Origin of the sequence: Chitinophaga oryziterrae (genome assembly GCF_009758125.1) — a bacterium.
Taxonomy (GTDB): domain Bacteria; phylum Bacteroidota; class Bacteroidia; order Chitinophagales; family Chitinophagaceae; genus Chitinophaga; species Chitinophaga oryziterrae.
Genome location: NZ_WRXO01000012.1, coordinates 89,704 through 107,065, shown reverse-complemented (window position 1 = coordinate 107,065; position 17,362 = coordinate 89,704). Strand labels below are relative to the sequence as shown.

Sequence of the window (17,362 nt, the reverse complement as noted above, 5' to 3'; positions counted from 1 at the left end):
AACCAAGGCGAACCATGACAATTAAACAACCTTTACTACCCCGTGAATTCAGGCAATACATATGGCATAACAGGGAGAATAAAATCTCCCTGTTATTGTCGGTTGCCGCTGCTTTCATCCTGTTTTTCATCTTTAAAAAGTTATACCCGTTCCCTAATTTCCTGCCCGACTCCTATTCCTATTTGGATGCGGCATTTAATAATGTCAATATTAATATGTGGCCGGTAGGGTATTCGAAGTTCCTGCGGTTTATCAGTGTGTTCAACCGCTCAGATACAGGGATGGCGCTGGTGCAGTATTTATTGTTGCAGGCCAGTATCCTGTTTTTCCTGTTCAGTGTCCGTTATTTATTAGAACCCGGGAAATGGGTGATGCGGGTATTATTTTTTCTGCTCGTATTAAATCCTCTCTGGTTTTATATCAGCAACTTTGTTTCCAGTGATGCCTTATTTGCTGCTTTAAGTGTGTTATGGTTAACCAGTTTATTATGGCTGTTGTACCTGCCGAATCTGCGTATGCTGATCCTGCATGCACTGGTGCTGGGTTTCGTATTCTCCGTAAGATATAATGCGCTGTATTATCCTTTCATTAGTATCCTGGCTATCCTGATGACAAAGGGAACTGTTAAACTAAAACTCCTCTCTTTAGTTATTATCCTGTTGCCTGTATCATGGTTTATCACCTATACTACTTTAAAATTCGGGGAAAAAACAGGAGTGGCACAGTTCTCTGCTTTTGGCGGATGGCAGATGGGCAGTAATGCACTGTTCATGTATGCACATGTGCCGGTGACCGACAGGAAACCTGTGCCTGAGCAATTCAAAAAACTGCATGGGATTACACTTAAACATATGGACTCCCTGCAGCATGTAAAAATACGTCCGGATAATGAGTTGGGGATTTACTATCTGTGGGATGAAAAAGCGCCACTGAAAGTATATCTGGCGCAGAAATATAAGAAGGACAGCACTACGCCTTATCTGAAGAGATGGTCCGGTGTAGCGCCGTTATACGGAAAATATGGGTCTTATCTGATTGGTCAGTACCCGGCCGCTTTTGCCCGTTATTACCTGTTGCCTAACCTGTTGAATTATTATTCCCCTTCTCCTGAATTCCTGGCAATAGATAATATGGGAAAAGATTCAGTAGATCAGATGGCAGTGGTATGGTTCGGATATAAAACGAATAAAGTGAAGTCGCTGTCTAAAGACAGGAAAATACAGTTAACAGAATTTTTTCCGCCAATCCTGGCAATGATCAATATCATTTTCTTCCTGAGCTTTTTAGGTTTCCTGTTCCTGGGAGGCTTTGCCAGAATAAGTATCTATTACAGAAAGGCTTTGATCATTATGCTGCTGGTATGGATATCCAATCTTGTATTTAGTGTGGTGGCCTCGCCTATCGTATTACGCTACCAGGCATTCCCTTTCATTATTACACTTGCTTTTGGTGGATTGTTACTGGGATATGTAGTGAAAGAGAGTTTTGTCCCTAAAGAAGATTTTGCCACCCGTATCCCGGGCGAAGCCGGGATCGGATGACAAGAGTTTTGGGGGAAACATCAAGGGGATAAAAAAAATTGTGTCTTTATAACGTCACTTACAAGGGATAAAATAAGTGTGTGGACTTTAAATTGCATTACTTTGAAAAAGGTAACATCCACACACTTATTTTTCCTTTTTCATTTCTTCCAGGGCTACTTTTATAGCAGGCTTATCTTTTTCAGCTACCATTGCCAGTGCTTTTTCTTCCCATTCGATCGCTTCTTTTTTCTTGCCCAGCTTATAAAGCCGGTCGGCATTCGCACTCACAAATGCCCCGAAAATATTCAGCTCACTGGCAGATACCCTTTCTCCGTATTTTAGGATATAAGGTACGATGGCAGCAGAAAAGTTATTCCAGTCGTTATTGTTGAGGCTATGTATAGCCCTGGCTCTCAGGTAGATTTCCTCTCCGGGATCGCCATATAGTGTGGTAATATGTTTTTCGAACATTGTCCAGTTGGGGGTATTGCCCTGGCTGGTAAGGAAAGGCATGATCTCATCCCTGAAAATGATGTTCATCACCTTTTGTTCTGCCTGACCTTGTCCTGATACAGCATCAATCCTTTCCCTGTTTTTAAGAAAGAACTGGAATCCCGGGTCTGTTACACTATTGGTAAACTGACCGATGAACTTAAGATTCGCACGTGTATACAGATCGGGAGTTGTCCTGATAAAATCCCCACTCAGCCTGGACGCATTCACTTTGTCGTTGACCCTTACCGCCATTTGTGCCAGGGAACGGATGAATTCAGGATCTTTTTTGCCCTGTTTATATTGTGCCAGTAGTGCTGCGTATTGATTATCCGGGTTGGCGGTATCGGCCAGTTGTAGCTGCAATTGATCTGCATAACTATTTGCATTCGGTTGCAAAGCGCTATGGATCTGTCGCATTTTCTCAGAAGGGATTTTGATAACTTCTCTGTCATAAGTAATCAGTCCGTTTTCTTCTGTTTCCACATCAAAGGGCTGGGTATAAATAGCACCGGAGAGTCCTTCTTCCTCATACAATGCCAGGTGCCGGAGCATGAAGGCATACTTGCTGGCGAAGCCCGCTGCGGATACCTGGATATAACCCCAGCCTTCGGCAGGGTTCCACTGATGGGAAGGAGTGGCCACTCTTACGCCGCCCCATTCTCCCAGCACTCTTGCCTTGCCGGGAAGTGCAGGGGCCAGCCCCGGGCCCGGATATTCATGCACGTCTGTAAGGTCGCTGCCGGCCCATTTGTCGTTAGGGTTTTCCGGAGAGCCACGGTCATAGTTCTCTCCGGAATGGCCGTCTACCAGTCGGGATGGGTCTGCTTTTTTTAATGCTTTGGTCAGGTCTTCCTGGTTGTACCTTGCCCAGCCTTCATTAAAAAGGACCCATACCACAATAGACGGGTGATTATACAATTGGGAGATATTCTCTTTGTTCTCTTTTTCAAATTCCTCCTGGGCTTCCCTGCTGCCATTGGCGCAGGTGACCATATCCTGCCATACCAGTACACCCAGTTTATCTGCATAGTAATACCAGCGGTCGGGTTCTATTTTAATATGCTTGCGGATAGTATTAAATCCCATGTTCCGGATAGCCCTGATATCGAACTGCAGGGCATCATCGGTAGGAGCGGTATAAAGTCCGTCCGGCCAGAAGCCCTGGTCCAGTACTCCCAGGTGGAAAGTATATTGATTGTTTAGATATAGCCTTTCATTTTGCACACTGATTTTCCGCATACCGAAATAGCTGCCAATGGTATCTGTTACTTTCCCTTTATATAATAAACGCACAGAGAGGTTGTATAAAAAGGGATCATTGGGGCTCCAGTAATGGGCATTGGAAACTGGTAGTATTAAAGTGCTGTTTACATTCCCTTTTACGGAACTGCCATTGGAGGCAATCGCTTCGATGGTATAATCTTTTGTGGTGCCGGTGGCATTTACTTTTATACGCAGTTGCCCGCTGTCAATATCCGGTGTCAGCTGTACATTACTGATATGGGCAGCGGGGACTGTTTCGAGCCATACCGTCTGCCATATGCCACTGCTGGCAGTATAGTTGATATTCTGAGGCTGCAATACCTGTTTGCCATGTGGATTAGGTCCTTCATCGGTAGGGTCATATACGCTCACTACAAGATCATTGTATTCCTGTTGCAGGGCATCTGTAACATCCAGGGAAAATTGCTGATAACCGCCCGTGTGTGCACCGATTTCTTTACCATTGATATAGACGGTCGCCTGCCAGTCTACGGCTCCAAAATGCAGCAAAATGCGCTCATCTTTCTGCACCGCATGTTTGATCAGTGTTTTTTTATACCAGAGCAGTTGTGTGGGCAGCAATGCTCTTTTCACACCTGATAAGGCAGACTCAATAGGGTAAGGAACGATGATGGTCCCATCGTATTGTTTGGGGGCAGTGGCTGTTTTATCAGTGATAGCATAATCCCAGAGGCCGTTCAGGTTTTCCCATTGCTCACGGACCATTTGCGGGCGGGGATATTCGGGAAGCGGGTGTGCCGGATCTACCTGTGCAGCCCAGCGGGTTTGCATGGAAGACTGTGCAGATGCTATCAGGGGTAACAGGCAACAGAGGCCGAGTAAGATTCTCATGGCTATATTTTGGGTGAGATAAAGTAGCCTAAAGACGGAATATAATTGTTAGGAGATAGCGAATAAATAATTCGCTATCTCCTAAGTGCTGCAAAGCGTAGTAGGTCTACTTTTACAGATGTAAATTTCCCCAGTATGAAGTTGTTAACCGTATTGATATTAATGATTGGTTTGTCAGGCTGTTTTGCTAAAGAGCGTACTACAACCGGAGAATGGGTGGGTACTAAAATGCCGGCGTTTAATTTGTTGCTCAGTGATAGTACTACCTATTTAAGTACACAGAACATTCCTGCCGGAAAACCTGTACTATTCTTTTATTTTGCTACTTATTGTCCTTACTGTCGTGCGCAGCTGGAAGATATCATTAAAGACATCAATAAATTTAAGGATACCCATATTTATATGGTGACCAACTCTCCCTATTCAGAAGTAAAAGACTATATGAAAGAGTTTAAGCTGGATAAATATCCTAATATTACTATGAATCTGGATTATAAGAATTTCTTTATTGATTCTTTTAAAGTAAAAGGAGTTCCTTTCATGGCAGTGTATAACGGAGATAAAAAATTGCAGGAAACGTTTTCAGGCAAAGTGCCCACCAGCGATCTACTGAGTAATCTCGACAACTGATACTTGTGCATTGATCTTCTTTAGCTGAGCTATTGGGATTTTCATCACTTTCCGGTCGTATGTCATTAACCCGTTCTCCTCAGATTCGATATCATAAGGCTGGGTATAGATAGAACCCGAGAGCCCGTCTTTTTCATAGCGGCATAACTTGCGGATCATATATGCATATTGACTGGCGAATTCAGTTGCGGGAACATCCAGGTATCCCCAGCTTTTGGAAGCACTCCACTGGTGACCAGGGGTGCTTACGCGTACGCCACCCCATTCCCCCAGCACACTGGCTTTGCCGGGTAAAGTGGGTGCCAGCCCGGGACCCGGATAACGGTGTATATCTGCAATATCGCTGCCGATCCACATATCTCTTAATAAAGGGGGCGCATCTTCATCCATATTCTCCCCTGAATGCCCGTTCACCAGCCGGGAAGGATCTAATTCTTTTACATATCCGGTCAGTCTTTTCTGATCATATCTTCCCCATCCCTCATTAAAAAGTACCCACATTACAATAGAGGGGAAGTTATGCAACTGTAATATATTATCCTCATTTTCCGATTCAAATTCAGCTGCTGAAAAAGCAGAATAACTGGCGCAGGTAATCATATCCTGCCATACCAGCATGCCTAATTTATCTGCATAATAGTACCAGCGGTCAGGCTCTACTTTCACATGTTTCCGGATGGTGTTAAATCCCATGTCTTTGATCGTTTGTATATCAAACTGCATTGCGCTGTCTGTTGGCGCGGTATATAATCCTTCCGGCCAGTAACCCTGGTCCAGCACTCCCAGATGAAACAGGTATTTATTATTGAGATATAACCTTTCATTTTTTACTGAGATTTTCCGCATCCCAAAATAACTGTACACGGTATCTATCACCTTGCCTTTATATAATAATCTTACAGAGAGATTATATAAAAAAGGATCGTCGGGACTCCATAGGTGAGGGTTCTCCACCGGTAATTCCAGTAAAGCTCCCGGGGCACCGGTAATAGTAGAAACCTTATTATCAGAAGTAGTGGCTATGGCTTCTATGGTATAGTCTTTTGAAGTACCTGTGGTGAATACATGCAACTCTAAACAGTTGGCATCAATATCAGGTGTCATGTACAATGCGTTGATATAGGCGGCAGGGACCGTCTCCATCCATACTGTCTGCCATATACCACTACAGGCCGTATAGAGGATATTCCTGGGGCGTAATGTTTGTTTGCCGTGAGGGTTGTTACCCATATTAGTGGGATCGAACACACTTACCACCAGCTCATTTTCACCATTCTTCAATGATGCGGTAATATCAAAAGAGAAATGCTGATAGCCACCCAGGTGTGAGCCAATCAATTTCCCGTTCAGATAAACGGTCGCTTTCCAGTCTACTGCGCCAAAATGTAGCAGTACACGTTGATCGTTCTTTGTATCAGGTTTTGTGATGGTCCGTTTATACCATAACCGCTGCATAGGGTAAAAGGCCTGCCGGACTCCGGACAGGGCAGATTCAATCGGGAAGGGCACCAGTATTTCACCGTCAAATACAGCAGGTAAAGGTGCGTCCCAGTCGGTAACGGCATATTTCCATAGTCCATTCAGGTTTTGCCAGTTGTTACGTACCATTTGCGGACGGGGATATTCGGGTAGTACATGGCCCGGGTCTACCTGTTTAGCCCAGCGGGTTTGTACTGGTATTGGCTGCATGTGCCAGCCGGAAGTAATGGTATTTGCCTTTGTATAAATGGGAATGAGCAGGATAACAAAGATCAGGAGCTTCATGGGTTATAAAAATGATGTCCCGATTAGAAAATCAGGACGTTATTTTTCCTCAATATACCATTAAATGTTTTTTATAGTCGCGCTCTAAAGTTCGAAAACGGGCGACTAAAATAACCTAGGGTTAAGAGAAAAAAGTTTGGAGACAGGGAATATCTTTTCATACTAATTTGCTTTTCTTTCTCAGTTCTCTGGGACTAAATGCAAACCGTTTCTTTACTGCATAGGAGAAGCTGGAATAATCCGTATATCCGAATTCTTCTGCCAGGTCCTGTAAAGGAGTATATGTTTCAGTTAGTTTCCGGTAAATGATTTTCATCCTGGCATTCTGGAAGAAGTCATATACTGTCAGTCCATGCCTGCACCGGAAAATATCTTCCAGTTTCTTTTCATTGGTACCGGCAAACTTGGCCAGTTGCTTTAATGTAGGAGGAGAAGATGCCTGCAGATGTTGCAGCAGATGTATCTCTGTGCGCTCTCCTTTTTCATGATCGGCCGCATTGAGGCCGTTATTGTCTGTGAGGTAACGTGAAAGCATATCGAGTGATTCTATAATGAGTTCTCCTGTCTTTTGTTCTCTGTATTTTTCACTGGCGATACTGGGAAGCTGGCGTTCCATAATATCGTTAATAATATTCCGCAGGCGCTCAGGAGCAACCATACTTTGTTCAAGTAAAGTAACAGCGTCACCGTGCTCTATTTTTTCGAGGAAGGGATTCACAACAGGAAAACTGTTGGTGTATTCTTCCAGTTCAACAATAGGAAGATGTACATTGACCGCAATATAAATTCCCGGCGACTTAAACCTTATTACATGATGCAGATTATCTGCAATCACGATATTCAACTGATGATCACTGGTGGGGCTTTCCTTATCTTCAAGCATATAATACATGGTGCCTTTTACCGTATAATGCATCAGCAGATCGCTTACATTGGCAGTAACCCTGAAATCAGCGGGATTAGTAATGATATAATGACTTACCCAGGCAGTATATCTTTCAGTAGTGATCTGCTGATAAATAAGGTGGCCAAAACTATCACTGTGCGCATAATATGGGGTAGCACCCTGCAGCTGGAAACTGGTAAAGGCGAGGGGCAAACCGGGCGCGAAAAGTATAGCATGCCCATTGAGGGTTGTAATTGACAATGGTAGGGTCATCTGTATACCAAATTAGATAGAAGTACTGCAGTAAGACTGCCATACCCCTAATTAGTCGACATTTAAGAGTATTTTAACAACATTGATTATTCCGTTTTGCGTAAATAGTTTTCCTGATCCGTCTCGTTTTTTTTGGGACAAAAACCCACCTTTGCCCCCTCAAACTCAAATAAGCCCATCAACCTATGCGTCCTGGTAATTGATTTATTATCAATCACTTGTTTGTGAAACCACTTAGATGCGTGGATTCAAATCGTAATGAATGAGTAAACAGAATCAGCCGCCAGGAAAAAAAGGCAAATCCTGGCTGAAGAGATTAAATGCCTGGTTACATCTCTGGCTCGGACTTGCATCCGGACTGATAGTCTTTATAGTCAGTATTACCGGGTGTTTATTCGTATTCCAGAAAGAGATCTCTGAAGTGATCTACAAGGATATGCTTTTTGTAACGCCTCAATCTACTCCGGTACTACCGCCAGGCGTATTGCAGGAAAAAGCACAGGCTGCCATCGGTAAAGACAAGGGCATCCGCTATATGACCTTCTACAGGGAACCCAACAGGGCCTGGGAATTTATGGTGTATAAAGCAGGCAATGAGAAGGCTGTTACCGTCTTCGGTGCGGTAGACTATTATGGAAGTGTATTTGTAAATCCATATACAGGCGCTATCACTGGTATCCACGATTATAAGCACGATTTCTTTATTGTTGTCAAATATCTCCACTGGAGCTTATTATTAAATGGTCCCGTAGGAGAACAGATCGTAGGCTGGAGTACATTCATCTTTGTGATCTTACTCATCACCGGATTAATCCTCTGGTGGCCTAAAAAATGGACAAAAGCCAGCCGTGAGCAGAGCTTTAAGATCAAATGGTCTGCTAAGTTCAAACGTGTTAACTATGATCTGCACAATGTACTAGGCTTCTACAGTATGGTGCTGGCATTGGTATTGGCCTTTACCGGTATGGTATGGGCCTTCAAATGGTTCGAGGCTACCGTATATGTAGTGGCAGCCCGTACAACAACTCCTCCTGCACACGCAACTTTTAAATCAGATAGCTTACATATCGCTTCTGCTAACGGAATGGATATCGCATACGCCTGGATGGTAAAGGAGATACCGGACGCACAGCGTTTCAGTGCCAGCGCTGTTGCACCGGATGCTACCGCTCCTTTGTATATGTCTGCTTATTATGGGAGGGAAACCTATTATAACCGGGATGATTTCCAGTTTGATAAACATTCCGGTAAAATGCTGGGCCGTATTACGGCTAAAGACCGGAATGCAGGAGAAAAGCTGATTGGTATGAACTACGATATTCACGTGGGCGCTATCGGGGGGATAGTAGGGAAGGTCCTGGCATTCATCATTAGCCTGATCTGTGCAAGTTTGCCGGTGACGGGCTTGCTGGTATGGTTGAATAAGGGGAAGAAAAAAGCTAAAACAGAAAAGAATACAGTGGTGGAAGCTACTATATAATAGGAGCTAATGCATGGATGATCCATACCTCCTTCATGTCTGCGTCATGTCTCCTTCATACCTGAAGCATATTAACCGCGCACTTTGACTACATCAGATAATATCTAACGTAGTTTTTTAGGTAGTAGCGTAGTTTGATTGCATAATCTTCGTGCCAGATGTTATTGATAAATACACCTTATCTGACGTGAATATTAGGTGAAGTTAAATTGAAAGACAAATCCTGAACCCATATTCCAAAGCTGGATCAGAGAACTAAACAGTCAGATGCAGTGTATTTATCAATAACATCTGGCAATCTACATTGTCATAACATTCAAACTGAGTCACTGCCATTTTTATCCCGCTAAGCGGATTAAACATTTAGCTTTATCTTAGTCCAAACTATCTCTCAATGAAATCATTATACCTGGTCATGTGCCTGGCAGCCCTGGCAGCCTGCAAGGGCACTGGTGGCAATGACGCCAACAGCGACTCTACTGCTATTAAAGCTATAGACTCTGCCGGATTCGCCAAAGACATCGGCAAACTGGCCTCCGATGAGTTCCAGGGTCGTAAACCATTCACCATTGGTGAAGAGAAGGCGATCAATTATCTGGAACAACGCTTTAAGGAAATAGGGCTGGAGCCTGGTAACGGTAATAGTTACTTCCAGGAAGTTCCTATGGTAGAATTGACTTCCCAACCAGACGGCCCGCTGGTGTTCAAAGGTAAAAACGGTAGCGTTAGCCTGCCCTATCTGGATGAATACGTAATAGCTACCCGCAGGGTACAGGAAAAAGTGACCATCAGTAATTCTGAACTGGTATTTGCCGGCTTCGGAATCGTAGCGCCTGAATATAACTGGAATGATTACGAAGGACTTGATGTAAAAGGCAAGACCGTCGTAGTAATGGTGAATGATCCCGGATTTTATGATAAGTCGCTGTTCAAAGGCAAAACAATGACTTATTATGGCCGCTGGACGTATAAGTTTGAAGAAGCTGCCCGTCAGGGAGCTACCGGTGTCATTATCATTCATGATATGGGGCCTGCCAGTTATGGTTGGGCGGTAGTGCGCAGTGGCTGGTCGAAACCACGGCTGGATTTACAAACCCCTGATGATAATATGTCCCGTGCGGCAATGGAAGGCTGGATTTCCAGGGCATCTGCACAGAAGCTGTTCAAACTGGCCGGGGTGTCAGACTCTTTGATGAATGAGGCAAAGAAGCGTGGATTTAAAGCGGTTCCGTTACATGTCACTACTTCCCTGGTCATCACCAATAAGATCAAAAAGTCCAGCTCACATAACGTAATAGCCAAATGGCCTGGTACCGACCTTAAAAATGAATACATCATTTATTCTGCACACTGGGACCATCTGGGTGTGGGAGAGGCGATTAAAGGAGATTCTATTTATAACGGAGCGGCCGACAATGCCTCTGGTTCTGCTGCCTTATTACAGCTTGCAACGGGCTTTAGCAAGCTGAAACAGCGCCCCCGCCGTTCTATACTATTTATTGCACTTACAGGCGAAGAACAGGGCTTATTAGGCTCGGAATACTACGCTTCTCATCCGGTGTACCCGCTGGACTCTACTGTGGTGGATATCAATATGGACGTACTGAACTTCTTCGGGCGTACAAAGGATATTACTATTATCGGTCTGGGTCAGTCTGATCTGGATGATTATGCTGCTGCAGCGGCTAAGAAGCAGGGGCGTATCATTGTTCCGGAAACAAACCCTTCCAATGGCTGGTTTTTCCGTTCAGATCATTTCAACTTTGCTAAGGTAGGTGTGCCGGCATTGTATCCTGGTAGCGGGAATATCTCTGTTTTTCATGATACTGCCTGGGCTCCCACTCACATGACCAATTATGGGCACGAACGCTATCACTCACCTGCGGACCAACTGGATAGTACCTGGGAATTTTCGGGAATGGTGGAAGATGTTCGCCTGCTGTTTGATGTAGGAGTGACACTGGGAAGTGAAAGTAAATTTCCGGGTTGGAAACAGGGATCAGAATTTAAGAATAAAAGGAAATAAATAGAGAGGGTGAAGGTTGCCTTCAAAGACCTTAAATAAAAAGCGGCTATTTCAAAACGAAATAGCCGCTTTTTATTTAAATATGCGCTGTTATCGGTTTGATGAATTCACTATATTTATTCGTACTTGATTTGAAAAATCCTCCGCATTGATCTAATACCGCACATTGTTCACAGGCATCCATATAGATGTTCTTCCAGTCGGAGATAGATCGTTTGGTATACTTCCATAGAATTTCAGGAGTAGTACACAACTGAGAATTATATAAAGAAACATTCATCCCGTAATCCGCCAGGTAAGTCATTGCTTCTGTTAACGGCTCCTGGTATTCCACAGGATCGATCCACAGCTTATTGATATTATGAGGTGTATATCCCTGGTACTCCAATCCCATAAAAGCAATATGTTCTACAAAGGGAAGATTCTTGTATATATACTTCGCAAGCCTGGTTAATCTTGGGATAGTCTGTTGATGCAGCACAATCCTCAATTCAACCCTTACATTGTTTTTCTCTAAGTTATACAGCCCCTGTACTGTCTGATCAAATGCCCCCTTTGCCTGAACAATATAATCATGTTGTTCATTATAATCAGCATAAAGAGGAATGCCCAGCATCAGCCTGTTATAAGATAAATCTCCCAGTCTGCTGGCTACATTAGGCCATGCAAAAGAGCGCCCGTTAGTAAGACAATGTATCTCCGTCTCCGGTAAATGAGTCTGCAACTGTTCTAATAAAGAAAAGAACCGGGAACCCAGTAAGGTAGGCTCTCCGCCGGTAATCCCGAGTTCAGGGCAATCTGAAGGAATTAAAGGGATCAGTTGAGAATGGATATCATAAAAATACGCAGTATCATCTTTGTCTTTAGGTGGTTGAGAACACATCAGACAATTACTGTTACACCGTTCAGTTACCAGCAGAAAATTATGATGCGAGTTCACCCTGTACAATGTATTCACGACACCATCGGAATTCACAACAACAATATCTCCATCTGATAAATACGCAAGGTCCGGAATCGCATATACATAAGACATGTCTATACCCGGATTGTCAGGCATAGTGGTGAGTATCACCTGGAAATCACTTACGTCGGCAGGGATATCCGCAGTAATCAATATTTCTGCAGAGGTATGAATATCCCTTGTTACTCTGCCAACGATATGATCTGCAATACCAGCCGCTTTACCTTTAGTTTTTAATTGCATCTGTCTTACCTGTTATCCAGCTTCTGAATACTTTTTCAATCTTCTTGTCGCTGTCCATTAATTCAATAAGATGTCTCATGATCTCCATATTCCTTTGGCAAAAGGAACTGGTTGGACGATGCCCCCAGGTATCTCCCTGTGTGGTATAATTGAATACAGGATCTGCCCCGCAATAGCTTTGGAATGCACAGTCGGAACAACCAGGAAGGGATTCATTGGTAAATACTTCTGCCAGTTCCATAGACTTCTCTCCATAGAAAATTTCTTCGTAAGTATTTACACTGAGGTCGCCTAATAAAAAAGTAAAATCATTCATCTCTGCCAGCATCCTGGCTTCGTCTGAAGCATAGATCTTGCCATCATAATTGAATACGATCACACTATTGATAATACCCGCAGGAGATTGCAGGTCAACATATCCCACGGGAAAAGGCGTAAGCATCTTTTTAAGAATGATGCTGGCATAATCTTCCCTGATATAATACCCGTTTAAATTATAAGAGATGATAGTGTTTAACGCCTTCTTATAAAATTCGAGAAAGGCGGTCGTCTGATATTTGTTTTTCCCGGCATTCTTTGTGGCAAATCCATACGGACTTATAGGCCTTAAGAAAATATTCCTGAAGCCCCTGTTCACATATTCATCTACAATTTCTTCCGGGTGTTGTAACGACAGGTTCGTTGTTGTAAGCAATGCAGAAACATTTTCCTCTCCTAATTCCTGTCTGCATTTCATGACGCCATCTACCGCCAGTTGATAGCTGTTACTATGTGGTTTATGCCGGTTCTTATTATGAATAAATTCGGGGCCATCAAGAGAGGTAGAGATAAGGATAGCATTCTCTTTACAATAGGCTAATATTTCTTCCGTAAGAGGTGCAAGGTTCGTACAGATGACATAATTGACTTTCTTATTCCTGAGAACGGCTTCCTGTTTTGTCCTTTCAACAGCATAGACAATATTATCAAAGGCCAGCAATGCTTCTCCACCCTGAAATTCCATGGTTACATGTGGATTCGGCGAACGCATCATCATTTCAATACCTGCATTGATATGTTCCCTTCCCATATCAAACTTATCCTTATCTGCTGTTACGCGGGATACCTGGCAATAATGACAGGTATGCTCACAACGTAAGCTGATAACAAAAATATGCAGGGATGTAAAATGGTCAAGGAACGATTTTTTTGTACGATAGCGGGTGGCCAGTACATCTATTAATTCCGGTATTGGTTGTTCGGAAATAAAAAAGTTGGCCAGCAGGTCTCCATATAAAGTAGCATCTTCCCTGCGGTTGATTTTTCTCTCTATGATCTGTGCCGCAGTGCCAACAGGTACTACAAGAAAATCATCCACTTCATTTACGATCACTTCCTTTGTTTCATTGATACGGTGAAATCTAAAAGGTAAGAGATAGTAGGGGATATTCGCACCAAAGTTTTCTACATGCAGAAACTTTCTTGTCATTACTCAAATGATTGCAGGGATAAATCCAACCGGGTCGGAAACATTAGTCTGAGGTGTAGTATCGATATCGTAACAGGCAAATGCTTTGGCTACAATCAGCTCTCTGATCGTTTTAGTTTCATTGCTGACGATATCCCTTAATTTAAAGTCGATCAGTTGTTGTTTTACTTTTTCGGCCAGCGTATCCCAATCTACTACAGTGTTTTCTTTATTTGGCTGAATAAGGACATTATAGAAGGACCCTTCGCCAATACTGATATCTACCGTATAATCCTGACTAAACCAGTAAAAGCATTTGTAAAGGACCTGCTCACTGTAAATCCTGCTATCAATTGCCATGGTTAAAGAAGTTCGCATTCTGGTTCTTTTTCATGAGAGATAAGGTTGCGCGGGATACTCTGCCTGTTACTTCCATATAATTATTTTGCTGGAATTTCTTAACTGCCAATTCAGTTTCTTCCTGGAAGTTGCTGGTGATGGTTATCTTATAATCAAATCCTGCCAGGATTCTTTGTAACTCCTTTACGTCCGGACCTGCACATCCTTTATATAATTCCCGGTCGCCCAGTTCATACGTACTGTTGTTATCCGGAATAACACTGCTTTTAGAATACCTGGTAGTACCTGTCTCTGTATATTTAACAGTTGATGATAATGGTTGTATAGAAGCTTTAGGTGTGGAACTGCTTGTAGCTGTCCCACTGCTCCTGCTACTGCTTGTAGCTGATTTACTGCTGCTGCCGGATGAAGCCGGAGCAGAAGAATAATCAGAAGAACTACTGTAAGACTTAGAACCTGAACTATAAGACGAAGAATAATGCGAGCTGTGCGAGCTATGAGAAGAATGCGAACTATGAGACCTGTGCATGACCACCAGGCTATTCTCCGGGTTTGCCATATTCAGTTTTAGGATCAGTTTTGGCTTCAGCACATTCCTGTGAAGGGCTTCAACATTGATATTATTACCGGCATCAGTTCCCAGATTATTTACAACAGGTACTGCTGCTTTCGTCTGTGATAAGGTGCTTAATGCTGCAGAAAGAACGGCAAAACTTTTCTTAACAAGATGGAGGAAACCATGCTTTTCGTTGCTCATGTACATGAATTTATAGGTTGATGTGTCTGATAACGAGATATGCTAATAGGCTTGGATAAATGTAGGATAAATCTATATAACGACCAATAGCCTATTGATAATAAATTTGTTAAGTATATGCTCTCATTAACATTGTATTAACCGTAATGTCAATTCTATATATTATAATTACAGGCAGAAGTGGTAAATATTTTATATTTTCAATATCAGATACAATTAATAACCCGGTTATTCCCTATTATGAACTTAAAAATTAAGCAATCATCTCCATGGATTGGAATCGCCAGTTAACAGCCCTGAACTATTTCCTGGCAAATATGTATGATGAAAAAGAAGAAACCAAAAGGCTGTCAGAGGAAGGGGGACTGAATAAAATTCAGATCCGGTTTAGTGAACAGGCTATCACTAATTGGTATAATATTCTGAGGCATGCCGCATTTGAAGAAGATAAGATCATCAGGTTTCTGACCTTCATTACTGATACACCACAGGAAAAAGGATATAAGAACGAATTCCTCAAAGGGATTATTGAGAATATTCGTCAGCATACCATAAGTAAATCCGGCCCAGATACAACAATGGATTGGAAATCAGATACTATTACGAAAGCTGATAAGGAAAAATTGATGGGGAATCGAAGTAATATTCTTCCAATTAGTTTCCTCGAAATAGGAATGGACTGCTCAAAAGCGGTGGCAAGGATTCGGGTAGGTAATGAGTTGGGAACAGGATTCCTGATAGCCAATAATTGGCTCATTACCAATAATCACGTATTAGATAGTTTGTCTGCAGCCGAAAGTGCCAGTATCCAATTTAATTACCAGCTAAGTAAAAAAGGAAATCATATTGAACATGAAGATTGTGAGTTGGATCCGGGGAATGGTCGTTTCTTTACAGATGAAAAGGACGATTGGACAATTGTCAAGGTAAAGGGGGATTTGAATGAAAAGTACGGAGCATTGCGCTTAGCTGAAAAAGGAATAAGTAAAACTGAGTTTGTAAATATTATACAGCATCCTGAAGGTGGTCCTAAGCAAATAGCTTTGTATAATAACATGGTCACATATAGTGATGAAAATATAGTGCAATACCTGACAGATACATTACCTGGATCATCAGGCTCTCCGGTTTTTAATACGAATTGGGAAGTAGTGGCGCTGCATTTCAGTGGTGGATGGACATCCGAACCTGGTAATGCTAACCCTGTTTACAGGAATATGGGACTTAACATACGCAAGCTGGTAAAAGTATTACAGGATAATAATTTATAATCATGGCAAAACTCTCTCCCAAAAGTAATCATCAACTGGTTAGGGCATTGGCTGAGCAATTTGATGATGCAGATAAGGCCAAAGCATATTGCGCCTATGCAGATATAAATACCGGAAATATTGATTTTAGTGGGTCTGCTATTGATATGTGGCGAAGAGTAATAAAAGAAGTAGAAATACAGGAACGCACAATAAATTTACTGGAAAAGATTATTGAAGATTACAATGGAATAGAACTATATCAGCAATGTATTATAGAATTAAGAGATAAGCAGCATGAACGCCTGAATAAGATTATCCGGGCAATTAATGTAGGACAATGCATCTTGTTTCTGGGGCCAGGTGTGCTTATTGGAAGTAAGAATGGAGAATTACATCCTTTTAATCGTTTATTAGCTAACGGGCTAGCTGATATCATGGACAAATACAACTTGTATTATGATGTAAATTTAAGAGGTGATTTGAGTTATATGGCACAACGGTTTACAGATATGCCGAGGCATGTAGACGGAGATGTTGGCCGGTATGCAAAGAAATTATTTCAGGAATTGATAGATAATTTGGCAATTGAAACAAAACTTTTCGAATTATTAGCTCCTTTACCCTTTAAAGCAATTATCAATGCCAATGCAGATGATCTGCTTTATCAACAAATTTATAAAATTTCTTCAGGTGATGTAGCTTTCTCTTATTATGACTCCACGAATATTGTAGATGATAAGTCGCCTTCTATTAATTACAAACAACCCATAGTATATAATATTTTCGGCGCCTACCAGAACGATCTGTCAATTCTCTATACGGAAGGACAATTTCTGGATTTTATTATCCGTATACTTCAGTCTAATCCCGCTATTGATAAACGCATAACCAATGAATTTGAACGTAGTCAGTATTACCTCTTCCTGGGATTTGATTTTAACCAGTGGTATTTTAAAGTATTATTTGAGGTGCTTAAATTAAGGAAGGAAAACGAACGTACAGTTTCATTAAATGCATCATCCGGAGAGTTCAGCGTTTATAATAGAGAGTTTTTTGAGCAGGAGTTTAAATTTTATTTTATTAATGAAGAACTACCGGCATTTACGGCAGACCTGATCAGAAAATTTAAAGCGCAAAATGTCTGAT

At 42.2% G+C, this 17,362-nt stretch carries 13 protein-coding genes; 6 read left to right on the top strand and 7 right to left on the bottom strand.

Annotation, left to right across the window (positions count from 1 at the left end; translation table 11 throughout):
- The first annotated feature begins 14 nt into the window (after window positions 1-14).
- The gene (locus tag GO495_RS29040; protein ID WP_157303457.1) at window positions 15-1,541 is read left to right on the top strand and encodes a hypothetical protein; all 1,527 of its coding nucleotides are present in this window, start codon (window positions 15-17) and stop codon (window positions 1,539-1,541) included.
- A gap of 126 nt (window positions 1,542-1,667) precedes the next feature.
- Here the strand turns inward: GO495_RS29040 and GO495_RS29035 are convergent, their stop codons facing one another.
- Window positions 1,668-4,133 (bottom strand): glycoside hydrolase family 2 protein, encoded by a 2,466-nt coding sequence (locus tag GO495_RS29035; RefSeq protein ID WP_157303456.1) that lies wholly within the window; start codon window positions 4,131-4,133, stop codon window positions 1,668-1,670.
- Window positions 4,134-4,268: 135 nt separating this feature from the next.
- Between GO495_RS29035 and GO495_RS29030 the strand changes: the two genes are divergently transcribed.
- Entirely contained in the window at window positions 4,269-4,763 is a 495-nt protein-coding gene (locus GO495_RS29030; RefSeq protein ID WP_157303455.1) for a TlpA family protein disulfide reductase, read from the top strand.
- Here GO495_RS29030 and GO495_RS29025 read toward each other — a convergent pair.
- Both GO495_RS29025 and GO495_RS29020 read right to left on the bottom strand, forming a co-directional pair.
- The gene (locus GO495_RS29025) at window positions 4,740-6,527 is read right to left on the bottom strand and encodes a glycoside hydrolase family 2 protein (RefSeq protein ID WP_157303454.1); all 1,788 of its coding nucleotides are present in this window, start codon (window positions 6,525-6,527) and stop codon (window positions 4,740-4,742) included. The two genes, GO495_RS29030 and GO495_RS29025, sit on opposite strands and share 24 nt — an antisense overlap.
- A 157-nt stretch (window positions 6,528-6,684) precedes the next feature.
- Window positions 6,685-7,686: a helix-turn-helix domain-containing protein gene (locus GO495_RS29020; protein ID WP_157303453.1), complete on the bottom strand. Its 1,002-nt coding sequence runs from the start codon at window positions 7,684-7,686 to the stop codon at window positions 6,685-6,687.
- Between the two features lie 262 nt (window positions 7,687-7,948).
- Between GO495_RS29020 and GO495_RS29015 the strand changes: the two genes are divergently transcribed.
- Both GO495_RS29015 and GO495_RS29010 read left to right on the top strand, forming a co-directional pair.
- The gene (locus tag GO495_RS29015; protein WP_157303452.1) at window positions 7,949-9,166 is read left to right on the top strand and encodes a PepSY-associated TM helix domain-containing protein; all 1,218 of its coding nucleotides are present in this window, start codon (window positions 7,949-7,951) and stop codon (window positions 9,164-9,166) included.
- A 394-nt stretch (window positions 9,167-9,560) separates the two neighbouring features.
- Window positions 9,561-11,192, top strand: a complete 1,632-nt coding sequence (locus tag GO495_RS29010) for a M28 family metallopeptidase (protein WP_157303451.1) — start codon at window positions 9,561-9,563, stop codon at window positions 11,190-11,192.
- 76 nt (window positions 11,193-11,268) lie between these two features.
- Here the strand turns inward: GO495_RS29010 and hxsC are convergent, their stop codons facing one another.
- Genes hxsC through GO495_RS28990 form a run of 4 tightly spaced genes read right to left on the bottom strand, consistent with a single transcriptional unit; the run spans window position 11,269 to window position 14,963 of the window.
- On the bottom strand, window positions 11,269-12,399 hold the full coding sequence (gene hxsC, locus GO495_RS29005; protein ID WP_157303450.1) for a His-Xaa-Ser system radical SAM maturase HxsC: 1,131 nt from the start codon (window positions 12,397-12,399) through the stop codon (window positions 11,269-11,271).
- Entirely contained in the window at window positions 12,383-13,867 is a 1,485-nt protein-coding gene (gene hxsB, locus GO495_RS29000; protein WP_157303449.1) for a His-Xaa-Ser system radical SAM maturase HxsB, read from the bottom strand. Before hxsB ends, hxsC begins: the two co-directional genes overlap by 17 nt.
- A 3-nt stretch (window positions 13,868-13,870) precedes the next feature.
- Window positions 13,871-14,224: a His-Xaa-Ser system protein HxsD gene (gene hxsD / locus GO495_RS28995; RefSeq protein WP_157303448.1), complete on the bottom strand. Its 354-nt coding sequence runs from the start codon at window positions 14,222-14,224 to the stop codon at window positions 13,871-13,873.
- On the bottom strand, window positions 14,196-14,963 hold the full coding sequence (locus tag GO495_RS28990) for a peptidoglycan-binding domain-containing protein (protein WP_157303447.1): 768 nt from the start codon (window positions 14,961-14,963) through the stop codon (window positions 14,196-14,198). The genes hxsD and GO495_RS28990 overlap by 29 nt, the downstream gene beginning before the upstream one ends.
- A gap of 269 nt (window positions 14,964-15,232) precedes the next feature.
- Between GO495_RS28990 and GO495_RS28985 the strand changes: the two genes are divergently transcribed.
- Together GO495_RS28985 and GO495_RS28980 are read left to right on the top strand one after the other, a co-directional pair.
- The gene (locus GO495_RS28985) at window positions 15,233-16,234 is read left to right on the top strand and encodes a trypsin-like serine peptidase (protein ID WP_157303446.1); all 1,002 of its coding nucleotides are present in this window, start codon (window positions 15,233-15,235) and stop codon (window positions 16,232-16,234) included.
- A gap of 2 nt (window positions 16,235-16,236) precedes the next feature.
- Window positions 16,237-17,361: an SIR2 family protein gene (locus tag GO495_RS28980; RefSeq protein ID WP_157303445.1), complete on the top strand. Its 1,125-nt coding sequence runs from the start codon at window positions 16,237-16,239 to the stop codon at window positions 17,359-17,361.
- Window position 17,362 lies beyond the last annotated feature (1 nt).

What these genes read in the sequence shown, in the direction of transcription:
- GO495_RS29040 (WP_157303457.1), top strand. Translation starts at nt 15, where the DNA reads ATGACAATTAAACAACCTTTACTACCCCGTGAATTCAGGCAATACATA.
- GO495_RS29035 (WP_157303456.1), bottom strand. Translation starts at nt 4,133, where the DNA reads ATGAGAATCTTACTCGGCCTCTGTTGCCTGTTACCCCTGATAGCATCT.
- GO495_RS29030 (WP_157303455.1), top strand. Translation starts at nt 4,269, where the DNA reads ATGAAGTTGTTAACCGTATTGATATTAATGATTGGTTTGTCAGGCTGT.
- GO495_RS29025 (WP_157303454.1), bottom strand. Translation starts at nt 6,527, where the DNA reads ATGAAGCTCCTGATCTTTGTTATCCTGCTCATTCCCATTTATACAAAG.
- GO495_RS29020 (WP_157303453.1), bottom strand. Translation starts at nt 7,686, where the DNA reads ATGACCCTACCATTGTCAATTACAACCCTCAATGGGCATGCTATACTT.
- GO495_RS29015 (WP_157303452.1), top strand. Translation starts at nt 7,949, where the DNA reads ATGAGTAAACAGAATCAGCCGCCAGGAAAAAAAGGCAAATCCTGGCTG.
- GO495_RS29010 (WP_157303451.1), top strand. Translation starts at nt 9,561, where the DNA reads ATGAAATCATTATACCTGGTCATGTGCCTGGCAGCCCTGGCAGCCTGC.
- hxsC (WP_157303450.1), bottom strand. Translation starts at nt 12,399, where the DNA reads ATGCAATTAAAAACTAAAGGTAAAGCGGCTGGTATTGCAGATCATATC.
- hxsB (WP_157303449.1), bottom strand. Translation starts at nt 13,867, where the DNA reads ATGACAAGAAAGTTTCTGCATGTAGAAAACTTTGGTGCGAATATCCCC.
- hxsD (WP_157303448.1), bottom strand. Translation starts at nt 14,224, where the DNA reads ATGCGAACTTCTTTAACCATGGCAATTGATAGCAGGATTTACAGTGAG.
- GO495_RS28990 (WP_157303447.1), bottom strand. Translation starts at nt 14,963, where the DNA reads ATGAGCAACGAAAAGCATGGTTTCCTCCATCTTGTTAAGAAAAGTTTT.
- GO495_RS28985 (WP_157303446.1), top strand. Translation starts at nt 15,233, where the DNA reads ATGGATTGGAATCGCCAGTTAACAGCCCTGAACTATTTCCTGGCAAAT.
- GO495_RS28980 (WP_157303445.1), top strand. Translation starts at nt 16,237, where the DNA reads ATGGCAAAACTCTCTCCCAAAAGTAATCATCAACTGGTTAGGGCATTG.